The organism is Streptomyces sp. NPDC102462 (genome assembly GCF_044765425.1).
Lineage (GTDB): Bacteria > Actinomycetota > Actinomycetes > Streptomycetales > Streptomycetaceae > Streptomyces.
This window is the reverse complement of record NZ_JBIWKB010000037.1, coordinates 34,291-52,787: the sequence shown is the minus strand read 5'-3', so window position 1 is coordinate 52,787 and position 18,497 is coordinate 34,291. Positions and strand designations below refer to the sequence as shown.

Annotated in this window: 19 protein-coding genes and 1 riboswitch; of the genes, 13 read left to right on the top strand and 6 right to left on the bottom strand. The window is 72.8% G+C overall.

Translation table 11 applies throughout. The features are described 5' to 3' along the window. Positions 1 to 70 precede the first annotated feature (70 nt). From ACIRFL_RS28025 to ACIRFL_RS28010, 4 genes are all read left to right on the top strand, one after another. Positions 71 to 451 carry a winged helix-turn-helix transcriptional regulator gene (locus ACIRFL_RS28025; protein WP_404033752.1) on the top strand — a complete coding sequence of 127 codons (381 nt, stop codon included), beginning with the start codon at positions 71 to 73 and terminating at the stop codon, positions 449 to 451. 9 nt (positions 452 to 460) lie between these two features. Beyond that, positions 461 to 1,183: a nucleoside/nucleotide kinase family protein gene (locus tag ACIRFL_RS28020; protein WP_404033750.1), complete on the top strand. Its 723-nt coding sequence runs from the start codon at positions 461 to 463 to the stop codon at positions 1,181 to 1,183. A 34-nt stretch (positions 1,184 to 1,217) separates the two neighbouring features. Next, positions 1,218 to 1,358, top strand: a riboswitch (cobalamin riboswitch). A 35-nt stretch (positions 1,359 to 1,393) separates the two neighbouring features. Continuing rightward, complete coding sequence (locus ACIRFL_RS28015) at positions 1,394 to 1,615, top strand: CbtB-domain containing protein (protein WP_404033748.1); 222 nt, start codon at positions 1,394 to 1,396, stop codon at positions 1,613 to 1,615. 20 nt (positions 1,616 to 1,635) lie between these two features. Then, the gene (locus tag ACIRFL_RS28010) at positions 1,636 to 2,388 is read left to right on the top strand and encodes a CbtA family protein (protein WP_404033747.1); all 753 of its coding nucleotides are present in this window, start codon (positions 1,636 to 1,638) and stop codon (positions 2,386 to 2,388) included. Positions 2,389 to 2,471: 83 nt separating this feature from the next. On the opposite strand, the gene ACIRFL_RS28005 is transcribed toward ACIRFL_RS28010, so the two are convergent. Then, entirely contained in the window at positions 2,472 to 3,389 is a 918-nt protein-coding gene (locus ACIRFL_RS28005) for an NmrA/HSCARG family protein (RefSeq protein WP_404033746.1), read from the bottom strand. Between the two features lie 104 nt (positions 3,390 to 3,493). On the opposite strand from ACIRFL_RS28005, the gene ACIRFL_RS28000 reads away from it, so the two are divergent. Next, positions 3,494 to 4,060, top strand: coding sequence for a TetR/AcrR family transcriptional regulator (locus ACIRFL_RS28000; RefSeq protein ID WP_404033745.1), 567 nt, complete (start codon positions 3,494 to 3,496; stop codon positions 4,058 to 4,060). A gap of 56 nt (positions 4,061 to 4,116) precedes the next feature. On the opposite strand, the gene ACIRFL_RS27995 is transcribed toward ACIRFL_RS28000, so the two are convergent. The 3 genes from ACIRFL_RS27995 to ACIRFL_RS27985 all read right to left on the bottom strand — a co-directional run bounded on the left by ACIRFL_RS27995 (position 4,117) and on the right by ACIRFL_RS27985 (position 6,817). Continuing rightward, positions 4,117 to 4,692 (bottom strand): histidine phosphatase family protein, encoded by a 576-nt coding sequence (locus ACIRFL_RS27995; RefSeq protein ID WP_404033744.1) that lies wholly within the window; start codon positions 4,690 to 4,692, stop codon positions 4,117 to 4,119. 63 nt (positions 4,693 to 4,755) lie between these two features. Beyond that, on the bottom strand, positions 4,756 to 5,754 hold the full coding sequence (gene gap / locus ACIRFL_RS27990; RefSeq protein WP_404033743.1) for a type I glyceraldehyde-3-phosphate dehydrogenase: 999 nt from the start codon (positions 5,752 to 5,754) through the stop codon (positions 4,756 to 4,758). 106 nt (positions 5,755 to 5,860) lie between these two features. Further along, entirely contained in the window at positions 5,861 to 6,817 is a 957-nt protein-coding gene (locus ACIRFL_RS27985) for a GlxA family transcriptional regulator (RefSeq protein ID WP_404033742.1), read from the bottom strand. Between the two features lie 115 nt (positions 6,818 to 6,932). Between ACIRFL_RS27985 and ACIRFL_RS27980 the strand changes: the two genes are divergently transcribed. After that, positions 6,933 to 7,703 carry a class I SAM-dependent DNA methyltransferase gene (locus tag ACIRFL_RS27980; RefSeq protein WP_404033741.1) on the top strand — a complete coding sequence of 257 codons (771 nt, stop codon included), beginning with the start codon at positions 6,933 to 6,935 and terminating at the stop codon, positions 7,701 to 7,703. A gap of 203 nt (positions 7,704 to 7,906) precedes the next feature. Here ACIRFL_RS27980 and ACIRFL_RS27975 read toward each other — a convergent pair whose 3' ends face one another. Both ACIRFL_RS27975 and ACIRFL_RS27970 read right to left on the bottom strand, forming a co-directional pair. Next, on the bottom strand, positions 7,907 to 9,271 hold the full coding sequence (locus tag ACIRFL_RS27975; RefSeq protein ID WP_404033740.1) for an NB-ARC domain-containing protein: 1,365 nt from the start codon (positions 9,269 to 9,271) through the stop codon (positions 7,907 to 7,909). 273 nt (positions 9,272 to 9,544) lie between these two features. Beyond that, positions 9,545 to 10,309: a GntR family transcriptional regulator gene (locus ACIRFL_RS27970; RefSeq protein ID WP_404033739.1), complete on the bottom strand. Its 765-nt coding sequence runs from the start codon at positions 10,307 to 10,309 to the stop codon at positions 9,545 to 9,547. A gap of 367 nt (positions 10,310 to 10,676) precedes the next feature. Between ACIRFL_RS27970 and ACIRFL_RS27965 the strand changes: the two genes are divergently transcribed. The 7 genes from ACIRFL_RS27965 to ACIRFL_RS27935 all read left to right on the top strand — a co-directional run bounded on the left by ACIRFL_RS27965 (position 10,677) and on the right by ACIRFL_RS27935 (position 18,258). Beyond that, complete coding sequence (locus ACIRFL_RS27965) at positions 10,677 to 12,167, top strand: glycoside hydrolase family 3 protein (protein ID WP_404033738.1); 1,491 nt, start codon at positions 10,677 to 10,679, stop codon at positions 12,165 to 12,167. Between the two features lie 266 nt (positions 12,168 to 12,433). After that, complete coding sequence (locus ACIRFL_RS27960) at positions 12,434 to 13,465, top strand: phytanoyl-CoA dioxygenase family protein (RefSeq protein WP_404033736.1); 1,032 nt, start codon at positions 12,434 to 12,436, stop codon at positions 13,463 to 13,465. Further along, complete coding sequence (locus ACIRFL_RS27955) at positions 13,462 to 14,793, top strand: DUF6271 family protein (RefSeq protein WP_404033820.1); 1,332 nt, start codon at positions 13,462 to 13,464, stop codon at positions 14,791 to 14,793. The genes ACIRFL_RS27960 and ACIRFL_RS27955 overlap by 4 nt, the downstream gene beginning before the upstream one ends. Before the next feature lie 2 nt (positions 14,794 to 14,795). Beyond that, positions 14,796 to 16,001: a type III PLP-dependent enzyme gene (locus ACIRFL_RS27950; RefSeq protein WP_404033818.1), complete on the top strand. Its 1,206-nt coding sequence runs from the start codon at positions 14,796 to 14,798 to the stop codon at positions 15,999 to 16,001. Next, positions 16,001 to 16,531 carry a GNAT family N-acetyltransferase gene (locus ACIRFL_RS27945; RefSeq protein WP_404033734.1) on the top strand — a complete coding sequence of 177 codons (531 nt, stop codon included), beginning with the start codon at positions 16,001 to 16,003 and terminating at the stop codon, positions 16,529 to 16,531. Before ACIRFL_RS27950 ends, ACIRFL_RS27945 begins: the two co-directional genes overlap by 1 nt. After that, the gene (locus ACIRFL_RS27940) at positions 16,528 to 17,745 is read left to right on the top strand and encodes an MFS transporter (protein ID WP_404033732.1); all 1,218 of its coding nucleotides are present in this window, start codon (positions 16,528 to 16,530) and stop codon (positions 17,743 to 17,745) included. The genes ACIRFL_RS27945 and ACIRFL_RS27940 overlap by 4 nt, the downstream gene beginning before the upstream one ends. Before the next feature lie 96 nt (positions 17,746 to 17,841). Next, positions 17,842 to 18,258 (top strand): SRPBCC family protein, encoded by a 417-nt coding sequence (locus ACIRFL_RS27935; RefSeq protein ID WP_404033730.1) that lies wholly within the window; start codon positions 17,842 to 17,844, stop codon positions 18,256 to 18,258. Positions 18,259 to 18,497 lie beyond the last annotated feature (239 nt).

Sequence of the window (18,497 nt, the reverse complement as noted above, 5' to 3'; positions counted from 1 at the left end):
GTTACTCGGAAACCGTAGGAGAGTGGTCGCCGACATGGAAGAACGCACTTTTCGGTGACTGGGGAACCTCATGGTGACCAAACAACTCAAGGGCACGCCCGATGACGCGGACCTCACCCGCGCCGACTCCCTGGCGCGCGAGATCTTCTCGGACGTCGCGAACAAGTGGGCGTTCCTGATCATCGAGTCCCTTGGCGAACGCACCCTGCGTTTCAGCGAGTTGCGGGACGAGATCGAGGGCATCAGCCACAAGATGCTCACCCAGAACCTGCGCATGCTGGAGCGCAACGGCCTGGTCGAGCGGACCGTGTACCCCACCGTGCCCCCGCGGGTCGAGTACACCCTCACCGAGCCGGGCCAGGGCCTCAGGGCGACCGTCGACGGCATGTGCGCCTGGACCCACCGCTACTTCCACCACATCGAGACATCCCGAAGCCGCTTCGACTCCTGAGGCCCGAGCATGGATCGCCACGGTACGACCCCCACGACCGTCCCCGCCGGTGCCCCTGACGTGCCGGCCTTCTCCGTTCTGTGCGCACGGGCCCGGGCCCTCGCCGGGTCCGGACGGCGCGCGATGCTGGGCATCGTCGGCGCACCGGGTTCCGGAAAGTCCACGCTGGCCTCGCACCTGGCCGCCGCGCTCGGCCCGGACACGGCCGTCGTGGTGCCCATGGACGGGTTCCACCTGGCCAACGGCGAACTGGAACGGCTCGGCCGCCGGCAGCGCAAGGGCGCACCGGACACCTTCGACGCCGCGGGGTACGTGGCGCTGCTGCGCCGACTGCGCGAACCGACGGGGGAGTGTGTCTACGCCCCGCGGTTCCACCGCGAGTTCGAGGAGGCCGTCGCCGGCGCCGTCCCGGTCCCGGCCGTGACGCCGCTGGTCATCACCGAGGGCAACTATCTGCTGCTCGACGACGGCCCCTGGGCGGGTGTCAAGGCGCTCCTCGACGAGACGTGGTACGTCGCCACCGACGAGGAGACACGGCTGGACCGGCTCATCCAGCGGCATGTCGCCTACGGCAAACCCCTCGCACAGGCCCGGGCGTGGTCGCTGGGCACCGACCAGCGAAACGCCGACCTCATCGCGGCCACGCTGGACCGGGCCGACCTGGTGTTCGCCCCACCGCCCCTCGCACCGGTGCCGCACGGCACGGGTCAGGACGTCCCGTCCGGAGGGTGACCGTCGGGTGGCGGCGGATGCGGTCTTGGCCGCGCACGCGGCACGCGGTACGGTCGCTGCGACATCGACGACGGTACGACGGAAGCCGGTGGGAATCCGGCACGGTCGCGCCACTGTGTGCGAGCGCCCCCAGGCGCTCGTGAGTCAGACCCGTGGCCGTCGTCCTGTGCACCACCGAGAGGGGACGCGAACTCCCCAAGGAGGTCCGCCATGGCGCAGCATGTCGCCCGGCCGTCAGTCACCACCCCCTCCGTTCCCGCCGCACTGCCGCTGAAGGCGATAGCTCCCTGGGCGGTCTTCTTCGGCATCCTGATGCTGATCCTGCTCTACTTCGTCGGCGCCGAGCAGGGCGCCACCTCCGTGTTCAGCGGCACGGGCGTCCATGAATGGGTGCACGACGCCCGCCATCTGCTCGGCTTCCCCTGCCACTGACGCGAGGGGACGAAGCCCGCATGAACTCCGCAACCGTACGCGGCCTTCTCCTGCGGGGCATGCTCGCCGGCCTCGCGGCCGGTGTGCTCGCCCTGATCGTGGCCTACTTCCTCGGCGAGCCGAGCGTCGACAAGGCGATCGGCTTCGAGGACGCCCACGCCCACGAGCACGGCACGGAGGTCGTCTCCCGCTCCGTGCAGTCCACCGCCGGCCTCGCCACCGGTGTCCTCGTCCACGGGGTCGCCTTCGGCGGCATCGCCGCGCTCGCCTTCTGCTTCACCCTCGGGCGCGTCGGCCGGTTCGGGCCGCGGGCGACGGCGCTGCTGCTGTCCGGCGGCGCGCTGCTCGTCGTGTACGTCGTGCCGTTCCTGAAGTACCCGGCCAACCCGCCGTCGGTGGGCGACGCCGGCACCATCGGCAGACGGACCGCCCTGTACTTCCTGATGCTGCTGCTCAGCGTGCTCCTCGCGATCGCCGCCACCCTCCTGGGCAGACGGCTCGCGTCCCGGCTCGGCCCGTGGTACGCCACCGTCGTGGCGGTGACCGCCTTCGTCGTGGTGATCGGCCTGGCGTATGCGTTCCTGCCGGTCGTCGACGAGGTGCCGGCGGGCTTCCCGGCCACCTTGTTGTGGCGGTTCCGGCTGTCCACGCTGGCCGTCCAGGCCGTCCTGTGGGGCGGATTCGGCCTGCTCTTCGCGGAGTCGGCCGAGCGGCTGCTGCACCCGAAGCCCGCAACGGCCGCTACCGCGAAGGCGGTTCCGGCCGCGCACTGAGGCCGCGCCCGAGCCGTGCGCCCGGCCCGCCGACGGCCCCGGAACCGTCCGGGGCCCTCCGGCGGCGGTACCCGGCAACGGCGTCAGGCCGAGGCGCGCAGGTGCCGCCGTGCCCACTCCTCGAAGCCGGTGAGCGGGATGCCGAGGGCACGTGCGTATTCCGGGCGGGCCGGCTGGCCGGTCTCGTTCATCATGTCGTGCCCGGTGCCCATGGCGGGCATCCCGGCGGCGACGGCCTCCTCCAGGGTCATGTCGGGGGCGGTCAACTCCGTTCCGAGGACACGGGAGAGCGTCTTGGCGATGTCGCGCATCGTCAGATAGTCGCTCGCCAGTTCCAGTTCCACGCCGTCGAACCGCTCGGGTGCGGCGACGGCGGCGGCCGCCGCCCTGCCGATGTCGTCGACCGCCACCAGCGACAGCCAGGTGTCCGGCTTCACCAGGCTCACCAGACCGCCCTCGACGCCACGGGGGAACAGGAACGCCTCGGAGAGCAGGAAGTTCTCCATGAAGAAGCCCGGCTTGATGAGCGTCCAGTGCTCGAAGCCCGCCGCACGGACGCGGTCCTGGATCCCGGTCTTCGTGGAGTAGTAGGGCTCCATCGCGGCCCAGCGGCCCTGAGCCCAGCCAGGGCTCTGCGTGTGCTGTCCGGCGCCCGACACCGACGTGTGCACGAACTGCGGCACGCCGGCGGCAAGCGCGCCCTCGATCAGATGGACGGCCTGCGCGAACTCCCCTTCGAAACCACGTCCGTTCAGGTCGGGCATCTGCACCGAGAAGACGGCGCGGGCGCCTTCGGCGGCCCGGATCACGGAGTCGCGGTCGTCCAGGTCGCCGGTGACCAGCTCGGCACCGAGCGCTTCGACGGCCTTCGCCCGGTCGGTCGCCGGGTCGCGGACGAGTGCGCGGACGGGAACGCCCGCCGCGAGCAGGGCACGGGCGGTGGCGCCGCCCTGCCTGCCGGTGGCGCCGGTGACCAGGACGGGTGCGGGATCGGTCGGCACGATGCTTCTCCAATGCTGCCCATGGATTAAACGGCGGGGCCCGCCGCTTCTCCTCCGGTAAGATACGGAGGGCCCCGCCATTTAGCAACCTCCGAGGTGACACCATGCCCGTCCAGCGTGCGGACGCCCGGCGCAACTACGCGCGCATCCTCGCGGTGGCCGAGGAGGAGGTCGCCGCGCACGGCGCCGACGCGTCCCTGGAACAGATCGCCCGCACGGCGGGGGTCGGCTCGGCCACCGTCCGCCGGCACTTCCCCAGCCGCGGCGCCCTCCTGCAAGCGGTGTTCCACGAACGGATCGAGCACCTGTGCGCCCGCGCCCGTGACCTGGCCGGTGCCGCCGACAGCCGGGCCGCGCTGCTGGAGTGGCTGGCCGCCCTCACGGCGTACGCCGCATCCGCCCGGGGGATGGCGGCCGTGCTCACCCAGGAGCCGGCGGGCGACCCGGACGAGGGGCACGTCGACGCCTGCGCGGCCAGGCTCGCCGAGGCCGTCGACCCGCTGCTGCGCCGCGCCGCCCAAGACGGTGCCGTGACACCGGACGTGACGGTCGCCGACCTGGTCACACTGGTCACCGGGATCGCCCTGGCCACGGAGCACCATCCCGATCCCGCAGGCGAGGCGGACCGGCTGCTGGCCCTGACCGTGGCGGGAATCAGCCCACAACGGTGACGAGGGGAGGCGGAGGTCACGACCGACGACACATAGCAGCGCATACCGCGGAGCGCTCAGGTGTCCGGGGCGGCCGGTGAGTGGCCGAGCCGCAGGTTCCAGCGGCCGGACCGGCCGCTCAGTTCGGTCGCCGTCAGCGGGGGAACGTCAAGGCGCCAGAACGCCGTGACGGGCATGTCCAGCGCATGGACGACCGCCGCCCGCACCACCTCAGGCTCGACCACGGCGAGGGTACGGCCGGTGTCCGCGACGCCGGCCAGCCAGCGCGCGATCCGTCCGCACAGGTCCCGCACCGACTCGCCGCCGTGCGGCGCGGCGTCCGGGTCGCCGAGCCAGCGGGCGACCGCCTCCGGATCGGCGGCGCCCACCTCGTCCAGGGTGCGGCCCCGCCAGCGCCCCACGTCGAGACCGGCCAGCTCCGGCGCCGCAAGGGCGTTCAGGCCGAGCGCCGCGGCCGTCTCCCGGCAGCGCAGGCTCGGCGAGGTCAGAACACGGCCCGCAGGGGGCAGCGAACCGGCCGCCGCGCGGGCCCGGCGCGCGCCGCCCTCCTCGATCGGGGCGCCGTCGTCGAAGGCGGCCCGCCGCAGCGACCCGCTCATGGCGGGGGAGACGAGGAACACTCGGCTGGTCACGGCATTCCTCCTGCCGCCGGGAACACCGCGCCCCTGTGGGACGCCGTCGGACTGTGACGCCGGTCAGCCGGCGGCGAGGAGTTCGAGGGTGTCGATCACCCGGTTCGAGAAGCCCCACTCGTTGTCGTACCAGGCGACCACCTTGATGTGCCGGCCGTCGACGCGGGTGAGAGCCGAGTCGAAGACGGACGAGGCCGGGTTGCCCGTGATGTCGGACGAGACGAGCGCGTCGTCCGAGTATTCGAGGATGCCGGCGAGCGGCCCCCGCGCCGCGGCCAGGTACGCCGCGAGCACGTCCTCACGGGTCACCTCGCGGGCGACGGTCGTGTTGAGTTCGACGATCGAGCCCACCGGCACCGGCACCCGGATCGAGTCGCCCGACAGCTTGCCGTCGAGGTTCGGCAGCACGAGACCGATCGCCTTCGCGGCACCCGTCGTGGTCGGCACGATGTTCACGGCCGCGGCGCGGGCACGGCGGGCGTCGCGGTGCGGGCCGTCCTGCAGGTTCTGCTCCTGCGTATAGGCGTGCACCGTCGTCATGAAGCCGTGCTCGATGCCGGCGAGTCCGTCGAGCACCGCGGCGAGCGGAGCGAGCGCGTTGGTCGTGCAGGAGGCGTTCGAGACGATGGTGTGCGCGGCCGGGTCGTACGCGTCGTTGTTCACGCCGAACGCGAGCGTCACGTCGGCGCCGTCCGACGGCGCGCTGACGAGCACCTTCCTCGCGCCCGCGGCGAGGTGGGCGCCGGCGGCCTTGGCCGATGTGAAGCGGCCGGTCGCCTCCAGCACGATGTCCACGCCGAGTTCGGCCCAGGGCAGGCGCTCCGGCTCGCGTTCCGCGAGCACCCTGATGCGCCGCCCGTCGACGACGAGGACGTCCCCGTCGACGGTCACGGGCCGGCCGAGCCGGCCGGCCGTGGTGTCGTAGGCGAGCAGCCGCGCGAGGACCGTGGGTTCCGTGAGGTCGTTGACGGCGACGACATCGAGGTCGCTGTCGCGCTCCAGCAGTGCGCGCAGCACATTGCGTCCGATGCGGCCGAATCCGTTGACGGCGATGCGAGTCATGAATGGTGTCCCTTCCGTTCACCCTCAGCCTCCCGGGCGGCGTCCGCCGCCAAAAGCGGCGCGAGTGCCATGGTTCGAAAGGATCACGCCACGCGGCTTCGGGGACCTATTCGCCCTGGGTGAAGGTGCGCCGGTATTCACTCGGCGTGGTGCCGAGGATGCGCTGGAAGTGCAGCCGCAGATTGGTGCCCGTGCCCAGACCGACGTCGGCGGCGATCTGCTCCACGCTCCGCTGCGAACGTTCGAGCAGTTCACGGGCGAGGTCGATGCGGGCGCGCAGGACCCACTGCATCGGCGTGTACCCGGTGTCCTCCACGAAGCGCCGCGAGAAGGTGCGCGGCGAGACCGCCGCGTGCCGGGCGAGCACTTCGAGGGTGAGGGGATCGCCGAGGCGGTGCAGTGCCCATTCGCGGGTCGCGGCGAACCGCTCGCCGAGCGGCTCGGGCACACTGCGCGGCACGTACTGTGCCTGACCGCCGCTGCGATAGGGCGCCGCGACCAGCCGCCGGGCCGCGTGATGGGACGCGGCCACCCCGAGGTCGCGGCGCAGGATGTGCAGGCACAGGTCGATGCCGGAGGCCGCGCCCGCCGACGTCAGCATGTCACCCTCGTCGACGAACAGCACGTTCTCGTCGACCCGGACCAGCGGATGCCGGGCGGCCAGCGCCCGGGTGTAGTGCCAGTGCGTGGTGGCGCGTTTGCCGTCGAGCAGACCGGTGGCGGCGAGCGCGAAGGCGCCGGTGGAGATCGCGGCGAGCCGCGCCCCCCGGTCGTGGGCGGCGATCAGCGCGTCGACCACGGCCCGCGGCGGGTCGTCCCGGTCCGGGAACCGGTAGCCGGGGACGAACGCGATGTCCGCCCAGGCGAGCGCTTCGAGGCCGTGCGCCACGTGGTACGACAGGCCGTCACCGCCGGTCACGAGCCCGGGCTCGGCGCCGCACACCCGCACCTCGTACGGCATGCTCGCGCGGGTGGTGAACACCTGCGCCGGAATGCCGACATCGAGGGGTTTCGCGCCGTCGAGCACGAGGACGGCGACGCGCTGCGGACGAGAGGGCGGCACACGCACAGGGTACGCGGGCGGCGGCGGCCCCGGCGTGACGGCCGGGCCGCCCGTGCCCGGCCAGGCGCCGGATATTCGGTGGACAGCACGGCGGCCGATCGCGAAGGGTGGCGCCATGCGGGAGACGCAGGAGGAGACCAGCACGGTACAGCAGCGCAAGGTCTGGGACGCCGACGCCGCTCGGCGGTACGACACACCCGGCACCGGCATGTTCACGCCCGAGGTGCTGACACCGGCCGTGGAACGGCTCGCGGAGCTGGCCGGCGGCGGTGCGGCCCTGGAGTTCGCCGTCGGCACCGCCCGGGTGGCGATCCCGCTCGCGGCGCGCGGAGTCCGTGTCACCGGCATCGAACTGTCACCGCCGATGGTGGAGCAACTGCGGACCAAGGCGGACGAAGCGAGCCTCCCGGTGGTCATCGGTGACATGGCGAGCACCGCGGCCCCCGGCGACTACACCCTCGTCTACCTCGTCTTCAACACGATCTCCAATCTGCTCACGCAGGCCGAGCAGGTCGAGTGCTTCCGCAACGCGGCCCGCCATCTCGGGCCCGGTGGCCGGTTCGTGATCGAACTGTGGGTGCCGGAGCTGCGCAAGCTGCCGCCGGGCCAGTCGGCCACCGTGTGGCAGGTGGGGGCCGAATACATCGGTCTGGACACCTACGACGTCCTGCGCCAGCGGGTCGTGTCCCATCACCTCGACTTCGACCAGGCCGGTCAGGCGCGGGTGTTCCGCAGCCCGCACCGGTACATCTGGCCGGCCGAACTGGACCTCATGGCCCAACTTGCCGGGTTCGAGCTGGAGTCCAGGCACGCGGACTGGACCGGCGCCGAGTTCACCGAGGACTCGCGCTCACACGTGTCCGTCTACCGGCTGCCGCCGACGTAGACCACAGCGGAGGCCACGGCGGCGGACATGGCCGGCGCACCCGGTCCGCGAGCCGGGTCGGATCCGTTCGCGAACCGCGACGAACCGGCCCGGCACCACCCGAGTCGACGACCGGCGCGGCCCCGGCCGGTGCACCGATGTGTGACCTCGTCGGGGCCTGCGCCAAAGAGGGATCGAGCAGACGAGGGCGTGGCCTCGGCGGGTCAGGTGGTGGAGCGCAGGCGGCGGACCCGGTGCTGGGTGCGTCCGGACTGGCGGGGCAGCCAGACCCGGTCGGCCGGACCGCCGTCGCCGGGCGGGCGCTCGTCGCGGTACGCGACGTACAGGCGTACCGCGTCGTACAACCGGTAGCGGCTGTGCCCGTTCCTGCCGAACTCGCTGACGTAGGTGATCTGACGGCTCAGCAACTCGTCGAGCAGGTCCACCGCGTGCTGCCGGGACGGCGCCGCGCGCCCCACCACGTCATCGACGCCGAAGTCGCCGCGCACCGCGCCGAGCCGGCGCAGCGACGCCGCGATCGGGGCCGGTAAGACCCGGTGGCAGGCCGCCACGCTCGCCTGCAACGACAGATCCCCGACCCGCAGGAACGGCAGGCGCTCCCGCTCGTCCGCCAGACGGTCGGCCAGGTCGCGCAGCGACCGGTGCGGGCGCGCCGACAGCCACAGCCCGGCGATGTGCAGGGCCAGCGGCAGCCGCCCGCAGGAGCGCACGATGCTCAGCGCGGCCGACGGCTCCGCGCCGGTGCGTGCGGCGCCCGCGAGGTCCGCCAGCATCCGGTGCGCGTCCCGTGGGTCGAGGGTGCCGATCTGGTGTGTCAACTGCCCCGGCAGCGCGGAGAGTTCACGTCGCGCTGCGACCAGGACGGCGCTGCGCGCGTCGTCCACGAGCAGCGGCCGTACCTGCGCCTCGCTGTCCACGTTGTCGAGGACCACGAGGACGTGCCGGCGGCTGAGCGCGTCCCGCAGCCGGGCGCCGGCCTCCTCCGGGCTGCGCACGGCGGGCGCCTCGCCGAGCGAGCGGAGGATGCGGCGCACGAGCATGTCGGGCGTGAACGGGTCGCCGGAGGCCGGATGCAGATCGACGAACACCTGCCCGTCCGGGAACCGGTCGCGCACGCCGTGTGCGACCCGCAGCACCAGGGACGTCTTGCCCGCGCCCGGCGGGCCTACGACGACCGCGGGCCGTGCACGGTCGCGGGCCTGCCGCGACGAGAGGTGGGCGCGCAGGGAGGCGACGATCCGCTCCCGCCCGACGAGGCGGTTGCGGGGCGCCGCGGGCAGTTCCGCGGGCAGCGGCTGCGGGGTCCTTTCGGGGCGTGGCCCGGCGGGGTGCTCGGCGCGGGAGCCGCGCAGCAGCCGCGCCACCTCGGCGGGTGACAGGCCGAGGGCCCCCGCGAGCAGGAGCAGTGACTGCTTCCGGGGCCGTGCGGTGTGACCGGTTTCGAGGTTGCGGATCGCCCGCACGCTGAGCCCCGACTTCTCCGCAAGGTCCTCCTGGGTGAGGCAGGCCGCCTCGCGCGCGTGGACCAGCGCCGCCGCAAGCGCGTCCACCGTGGATGTTTCGCTCACTTCACGCCCATTTCGTGGTTCGGTGCTGCCCCGGCGTCCGGGCGCCGGGGCGGTGGTGAGCCCGCGGGGAGCCGACAGCCGTGGCGCTCGCCGCGCGGGGAGATGCGTCGGGATCTGGGGCCGGGCCGCAGGCGGCCGTCGCCAGAGCGAGGTCGGTGAAAGGGAGGGGACGTCGGCGGCGTCCGCGCGGGGTGCGGGGCCGGGGGAGCCGGGCGCCGCGCGGTGCGGCGGCCGTTGCGGTGGGCGGTGACGGGCCGTTGCCCGGGCGGGGGTTCAGTCCGCCGGGCGCGTCAGCGTCACCGTGAACTTGTAGCGGGAGCCGCGGTACACCGAGCGGACCCACTCGACCGGTGTGCCGTGCGCGTCGCGGGAATGACGGGACAGGAGCAGCATCGGCAGGCCCACCTCGGTGGCGAGCAGCGCGGCCTCGCGGGGAGTGGCCAGCGAGGTCTCGATGGCCTCCTCGGCCTCCGCGAGGCGCACCCCGTACGCCTCGGCGAGCGCCGTGTACAGCGACCGGTGGGCGGCCAGGGACCGGTGCAGTCCGGGAAAGCGCCGGGCGGACAGGTGTGTCGTCTCGATGGCCATGGGCTCGCCGCTGGCCAGCCGCAGCCGCTCGATGCGCAGCACGCCGTCGCCGACGGCGACGCCGAGCAGCGCCGACAGCTTCTCGTCCGCTTCGACCTGACTGATGTCCAGTACCCGTGAGGCGGGTTCGAGGCCCTGGGCATGCATGTCCTCGGTGTGGGAGGTGAGCAGGAGGGTGCGGTAGAGCTTGGGCCGGGCGACGAAGGTCCCCTTGCCCTGGACGCGGTCCAGCCGGCCCTCGCCCACGAGTTCCTGCAACGCCTGCCGGACCGTGGTGCGCGAGGTGGCGAGCCGGACGGCGAGTAATCGCTCGGCCGGCATCCGGGAGCCGGGCGTCAGCGCCTGCGTCATCGCGAGGACCTGCTGCTTGACCTCGTAGTACTTCGGGACGCGTGGCGCGCGGCCGGGCGCGGCCCGGTGCTGCGGGGTGCTGCTGACGTGGGTGGTCATGGCCTGCCTTCCCGGCTCGGTCGCCGGACCCCGTTATAACCCTCAACCGTGCTGTGGTCTAGTCCAGATGAGGAATGCGGTCCGCGGCCGTGTCCGGTGCGACGTTCTTCGCCAATGGGTCGAGATCGACCGTCCGGCGACCTTGACGCTGCACAAAAGTCTAGGCCAAGCTCCCTCGTGCAGGTCTACACCATTAGCGCGTCGGCTCCCGTCGGCGTGCGGTGGCGGCGTGCGCGGAAAGCCGCCGGGCGAGGTCCGGCGGCGGCCTGTTCTCCTTCCCCGTCCCTCCTCTCCTTCTCTTTCCACCTCTGCATCACGCGGCGGCGCGCGGCCTGGCCGACGGTGCCGTGAAGGGATGACGCCTTCGATGACCACTACTGCCACCGGCAACGACACCCTCACCCGCGACGCGCTCGCGGTCCTGCAGCCGGGGTTCGCCGGCACCGTCGCACCGGACTGGGTGCGCCGCCGGGTCGGTGAAGGTCTCGCCTCCGTAGCCCTGTTCGGCCGCAATGTGGTCAGCCAGGAGCAGGTCGCCGCCCTCACCGGCCAGCTGCGGGCCGAACGGGACGATCTTCTGGTGGCCATCGACGAGGAGAGCGGCGACGTCACCCGCCTCGACGTGCACACCGGTTCCGCGTTCCCCGGCAATCACGCGCTCGGCGCCGTCGACGACCCGGACCTGACCCGGCGCGTCGCCCGCGAACTGGGGCGGCGGCTCGCCGACTGCGGCGTCAACCTCAACTGGGCGCCGTCCGCCGACGTCAACGCCGACCCGGACAACCCGGTCATCGGCGTGCGCGCCTTCGGCGCCGACACCGACCTGGTGGCGCGGCACACGGCGGCGTACGTGCGGGGCATGCAGTCCAGCGGCGTCGCCGCGTGCACCAAGCACTTCCCGGGGCACGGTGACACCAACGTGGACTCCCATCACGCCGTGCCGCGCATCGACGTCGACGAGGACACGCTGCGCCGGCGCGAACTCGTCCCGTTCCGCGCCGCCATCGAGGCCGGCACCCAGGCCGTCATGAGCGCGCACATCCTCGTCCCGGCGCTGGATGCGGAACGCCCCGGGACCCTGTCCCGCCGCATCCTCACGGAACTGCTGCGGGGCGAACTCGGCTACGACGGGCTGATCGTCACCGACGGCATGGAGATGCAGGCAATCGCCGGGGCCTACGGCCTGGAACACGGGGTGGTCATGGCGATCACGGCGGGCGCGGACGCGATCTGCGTGGGCGGCGGGCTGTGCGACGAGGACACGGTGCTGAAGCTGCGGGACGCGCTGGTCGCGGCCGTGCACCGCGGTGAACTCCCCGAGGAACGGCTCGCCGACGCCGCGGCCCGGGTGCGGCGGCTTGCCCGCTGGACCGCCACGACGCGGCGTACCGCGCGGGCCGAGGCGACACCGGACGAGGAGGTCGGACTCGTGGCCGCCCGCCGCGCGCTGCGTGTGCGCCGCGAGGCGCAGGCGGCACCGGTCGACGGACCGGTGTACGTGGCGACCTTCAACCCGGTTCCGAACATCGCCGTCGGCGACGTGACCCCGTGGGGGGTCGCCGGCGAACTGGAGCGGCTGCTGCCGGGCACCACGGGCGGCTCCTTCACCGGGGCGGACGCGGGCGCCGATGCCTTGGCGGCGGCGGGGGATCGTCGGATCGTCGCCGTGGTTCGGGATGAGCATCGGCATGGGTGGATGCGGTCGGGGCTGGATGTGTTGCTTGCCGCGCGGCCGGAGACGGTTGTGGTCGAGATGGGGATACCGCAGTCGCCGCCGCGGGGTGCCGTGCACATCGCCACTCACGGAGCGGCCCGCGTCTGCGGCCAGGCCGCGGCAGAAGCCATCGCCGCGCTCTGACCCGAGCATCGCTACATACCTGGGCCGAGGGCCCCGCAGCGCGACCGCGCCGCGGGGCCCTCGGCGTGTCCGCGCCCGGCCCACGGCGCCTCCATCGTGGGCCTCAACCACCGGCAGTTCGCAGGCACTTGGCGGGCAGCTTCGACCGGAGCGCGTTGACACCACAACTGGTCTAGTCCAAGTTGTAGGAACCTCAGTTCGATCATCGTGGCGATCTGGGACTCAGCCACTCGGCCGCTGAAGAACTCGATCCCTGGAGTGATTGCATGCCGACGCATGACCCCTATCTGTACCGCGCCGCCTCGCAGCGCCCCTACTTCAGTGCGGACGGCGAGAGCTACCTCGCACAGACACCGCTGCGCGACCTCGACAAGTCCCGCCCGCTGCGCGTGCTGTCCGAGGACGACTTCGCCTTCTGGCAGACGTACGGCTACGTCGTCGTCCGCAACGCCATCTCGCCCGGCGCCGCGAAGAGCCTGCTCGAATTCGCCTGGGAGTTCCAGGGCCTGGACCCCGACCGGCCCGAAACCTGGTACGAGGAGCGCGAGTTCCGCTCGGACCTGGACCGCGACCTGCATGTCTACGGATTCGTCGAGGCGTACCACCACCAGCTCATCTGGGACAGCCGGCAGACCCAGCGCGTCTACGACGCCTTCGTGGACGTATGGGACTGCGAGGAGCTGTGGGTCACGCTCGACCGGCTCAACCTCAACCCGCCCAACCGGGGCTCCCGTTCACGCTCCCTCATCGCGCCCACCGACGAGGGCTTCGACATCGAGCTGCACTGGGACGTCGACACCACCCTCGGCGTGCTGCCGCAGCGGGTGCAGGGCATCATCGCGCTCAACGACACCCAGCCCGAGCTGGGCGGCTTCCAGTGCGCGCCCGAGCTGTTCCGCCAGTTCGAGCCGTGGCGCATCGAGCAGCCCACAGGCCGCGACCCGATCAGGCCCGCGATCGACCGCTCCGAGTTCCCGGTGGTGCGGCCCGATCTCCAGGCCGGCGACCTGCTGATCTTCAACGGCCTGCTGGCACACGGAGTTGCCCCCAACGTCTCCGACAACGGTGTCCGCGCCGTCCAGTACCTGTCGATGATGCCGGCGATGGAAGAACACGAGGCACTGCGGCACTCCCGCGTCGAGTCGTGGCGGACGCTGAGCACCCCGGACTGGAACGCCACGCTGCTCGGCGACGCGCGACGGCCCGAGGCGCTGCGGTACGGGCCGGCCGCCCTCAGCGACCTGGGCCGCAGGCTGCTGGGACAGGAATCCTGGAGCGGACGGGCGTGCGCCGAGTGAACCACGTCGGACGCCCCGACCGGATCTGCCTGGCCCTGCCCACGAACCGGGCGTGCGCCGCCACCATCGCCGCCATCGGCGAGGAGGCGGCGTACGCGGCCCGCCACTTCGACGTCGAGGTGCGCCTGCTGATCCTGGACTCCTGCGACGACGCCACCCGGGCCGTGCACGCCCGCGCCGTGGCACAGCTCGCGCCCGAGCCCCATGTGGTCGTGCACCACCTCGGCGAGGCGGAGCAGCGGGACTTCCTGCGCGGCGTGATCCAGCGCTCCGGCATCGCCGCACCCGGCGCGATGCTCCGGCTCCTGCTGCCCGCCGACGTCTCCTACGGCGCCTGCACGAACCGTGCCTTCCTCTTCGCCGCCGCGCTCGGCTGCCGCTCCGTGCACCGCAGGGACTCCGACAGCACCTACCAGGCCCTGGACGGCACCCCGGTCTTCCCCATCCACCACGAACTGCGGTCCCTGGGCAGGCCCGCGGCCGAGGCGTCCGCGGACGTGACCGAAACGCTCCTCGACCCGGCCCACGCCGCGCGGACGGTGTCCATGGTGGGTTCCTCGTTCATCGGCGAACTCTCCGTGGACATCGGCGAGATCGCCCGCCTCGACCCGGGCGTCTACCACGACGTCGTGAGCCTGTGGGCGCCCGTCGACTGGCCGGAGAAGGACAAACGGCAGCTGGTCGAGGAGTCGTTCACCGGCGCCGGCTCCGCCCCCTTCACCGAGGACCACTCGACGCTCACCGTCGTCGACCCCATGCGGGTGGACATGTGCAACATCAGCTTCGACCACGCGGTCTACGAGCGCGTACCGCTGCCCCCGGCGACCAGCACCATCGGCAGCGACTACTTCCTCATCCACCTGGTCCACGACGCCGCGCTCCCCGGCGTGCTGCACAACCGCACCATCGAGAACTTCTACACTCCGGAACGCCGGACCGACGCCGGGTTCGTCGCCTACCAGACGCGGTTCGTGAAGTTCCTGCTGTCCATGCTCTACTTCAACCACGTCTACGCACGGATGGCCGAGGCGGGCGACGCGCTGCTCGACCCCCGCGGGCACGTCCGGGCCGACACCGTCGTCGAGTTCCTGCGCGAGAGCACCGGCCTCGACCGCTCCGAGAACGTATGGCGGCTGGACCGCGTCGACACCTCGTACCGCAAACTCGGCGGCCGGTACGAGGCGTTCGCCGAGCTGCTGGCCACACGCCGGCAACGACTCCTCGACGAGGCCGAACGGGACATCGAGGACTTCGCCCTGCTGACCGGCGCCTGGGCGCGGCTCGTCGACGCGGCCCGGGACCAGGGACTCGGGAGCACGGGCGGGTGAGCATGGACCTGTCCCCGCGGCTGTCGGCCGCCCTCGCCCGCGCCACGTCGGACCGCATCGTCTACGACCTCACCGGGATCGAGCACCACTACGATCAGCTGCTGCGTGAACTGCCGCAGGTCGCCGTGCGCTTCGCGCTGAAGGCGTGCCCCGTCGACGAGGTGCTGGCCTGCCTCGCGGACCGGGGCGCCGGCTTCGACGCGGCGAGCCCCGCCGAGATCGCCCAGGCGCTGCGCACCGGCGTGCCCGCCGACCGGATCCACTACGGCAACACCGTGAAGTCCGACGCGGACATCGCCGAGGCACACCGGCTCGGGGTGCGCACCTTCGCCACCGACAGCGTGCAGGACGTCGCGGCGATCGCCGCCCACGCCCCGGGCTCCCGGGTGTTCTGCCGGCTGGCCACCAGCGGCGACGGCGCGCTGTGGGGCCTGAGCCGCAAGTTCGGCTGCACACGGGACGACGCGGTGCGGGTGCTGTCCGCGGCGGCGGCGGCCGGCCTGACACCGGCGGGACTGTCGGTGCACGTCGGCTCGCAGCAGATGACCGCCGACGCCTGGCGGCAGGCGTTCGACTCGCTCGGCGACGCGATCACCGCACTGGACGGGCGGGGCATCGCCCTCGACCTCGTCAACCTCGGCGGCGGCCTGCCCGCGCTCGGCTACCTCGACCGGCAGGGACGCCCGCTCGAACCGCCGCTGGACAAGATGTTCGCCGTCATCCGCGACGGCATGGAACAGCTGCGGCACCTCAGCCCCGCACCCCTCGACTTCGTCATGGAGCCGGGCCGCCACCTGGTGGCCGACCACGGCGCCGTCCGGGCGCACGTGTACCGGCTGACCAGCCGTGAGCAGCCCGGCGGTGAGACGGCGCACTGGCTGTACCTGAGCTGCGGCAAGTTCAACGGACTGTACGAGATGGACCAGCTGCGCCACCGGCTCGTCTTCCCCGGCCACCGCGGCGGGGACCGGGTGCCCGCGGTGATCGCCGGACCGACCTGCGACAGCGACGACGCCTACGCGAGCGGCCCCCGCGCCACGCGCGTGCCGGCCGCCGCCGCCTCGGGCGACCCCGTCTGGATCCTGTCCGCCGGCGCCTACGCCACCAGCTACACGACCCGGGGATTCAACGGATTCAGTCCGCTGCCGTACACCTGCGTACGCGACGGACACACCGGTCCCGTCCCGACCGCGGAGAGGACGCACTGATGGGCCACCCGCCGCGCGTCCGTGCCATCGCCGACGCCGACTGGCCGCACGTCGCCACCCTGGAGGCCGACACCTACGCGGGCAGTGCGCTCATCGAGGGCCTGGACGCCCTGGAGTCCCGGGGGCGGGCCTCGCCCGGCACCTGCTTCGTCCTCGACCTGGACGGCCGGATCGCGGGCTATGCGCTCGCCCTGCCCTACCCGATGTTCCGCTATCCCGACCTGACCCGGCCGGAGCGGCTGACCCACCACTCACGCAACCTCCATCTGCACGACCTCGTCGTCGCCGAGCCGCTGCGCGGCAGGGGCCTGGGGCGCCGGCTGCTGCGCCGTCTCACCTCCGTCGCCGCCGCCCGCAGATACGAACGGATCTCGCTCGTCGCGATCGACGGGATGGAGGGCTTCTGGCGGGCCCAGGGCTACCGGACCCATCACGAGGTCCGCGTCCCGCCCGGCTACGGCGAAGACGCCGTCTACATGTCGACAGGGGTGCCCGCGAGCCGGCCCCTCGAAGAGGAGGAAGCGGGTTGACGAACACTGTCCACGTCCACGACGCGTCGCGCCGCGCCAAGTGGGCCATCGCCGCGCTGTTCTGCTTCCTCGGATTCCAGTACGCCACCTGGGCCGCGCGGCTGCCCACGCTCAGAAGCGAACTCGGTCTGTCCGAGACGGAACTGGGGCTGCTGCTGATGGCCTGCGGTGCCGGGGCCGCCGCCTCCTTCCCGCTGGTCGCGTTCCTCATGCGGCGGCTCGGCTCCCGGCGCCTCGCCCTCGCGTCGGCACTCCTCCTCGCGGCGCTGCTCCCGCTGCTGTCCGTGGCGCCGAACTACCCGGTCGCCCTCCTGATCATCTGCTGTGACGGCGTCGGCGTCGGCGCGCTGAACGTCGCCATGAACGCGCAGGGCGCCGAGCTGGAGACGAGGTTCCGGCGCACCGCCATGTCCCAGCTGCACGCCACGTTCAGCGCCGGGCTGCTCGGCGCCGCGCTCCTGGCCTCCGCGGTGAACCTGGTGACCTCGAACGTCACCGCGCACTTCGCCGTGGCCGTCGTCCTGCTGATGCTGCTGCTCGGCTACGCCCGGCCCGGGCTGCTCACCGAGGCGGCGCGGCAGCCGGCCGAGACCGCCCCGAACGACACCGGCGCGCAGGCACCCGAGGGAGCGAGGAAACGCCGTCGGGCGCTGACCGTGCCCTCGCGCACGACGCTGTGGATGGGCTGCGCCATGGCGTTCGGCACCGTGACCGAGGGCGCCATGAACGACTGGTCCGCGCTCTACATGAAGGACGTCGCCAAGGCGTCGGAGACGGTGGCGCCGATGGGCATCGCCGTTGTCTCGGTGATGATGCTGGTGGCCCGGGTCTTCGCCGACCGCTGGCGCACCCGCTGGGGCGACGGACGCGTGGTGCGCGTCGGCAGCGCGGTGGCCGGCATCGGTCTTGCGCTCGCCCTCCTGGCCGGCGGGGTGGTGCCCACGCTGGCCGGCTTCGCCTGCGTGGGTCTCGGCGCGGCGGCCATCACACCGTGCGTGTACGTGGCCGCGGCGGCGAAGGGGTCCGACGCCCTGGCGCTGGTGGCCGCGATGGGCACCACCGGGCTGCTGGTGGGTCCCGCCCTGATCGGCTTCATCGCGGGCGCGGCCGGCCTGGTCCCGGGCATGGCCGCGGTGGCGGCCTCGGCGCTGATCGTCTGCCTGTCCGCGCCGCGGATCCGCTGGGGCTCCCTCGTCCCGGCGGCCGCCGAGTGACCGCCGGCGGGGCGCACCGGGACACGGCGGTCCCGCGCCCGGCGGTGTCCGATTCGTTCAAGGCGGGGTTTGACGACAGGGCCTAGGGTTGCCGCCATGGACACCCTCCGCGCGTCACGTCACCTCAGCATCCACATCGACCGCTCCGTGGCGGACGTCTACGCCTATGCCTCCGACCCGGCCAACCTGCCGGCGTGGGCGCTCGGGCTTGGCGGCTCCATCGAGCGGATCGACGGTCAGTGGGTCGCCGAGTCCGCACCGATGGGCCGGGTCGTGGTGACGTTCGTGGCCGCGAATGACCTGGGCGTCCTCGACCACGACGTCACGCTGCCCTCGGGAGAGACGGTCCACAACCCGCTCCGTGTGATCGCGGACGGCACGGGCAGCGAAGTGGTGTTCACCCTGCGCCGCAGTCCGGGAATGACCGACACCGAGTTCCAGCGGGACGCCGACATGGTCGCCGCCGACCTGCGCCGCCTCAAGCAACTCCTGGAATCCACGACCACGGACTGACCGACCGGCCGGGGCACGGCGCGCAGCCGGGAAGCCGTCCTCGGCTCCGGCGATGTCGAAGCCGACGACGCGCGTCGCGGTGGGCCATGGACGGGCGGCGTTCTTCCGGGTGCGGGCGAGCGTCCGCATGCCGCACAGCAGGGCGCCGACCCGGGCCGGGTTCCGGCGGCCGCCCGGACCATCGGCTCGGGGCCCCGCAGCCGCGGCCCGGTGCGGCACCCGGGCGGGCGGGGCGCGGC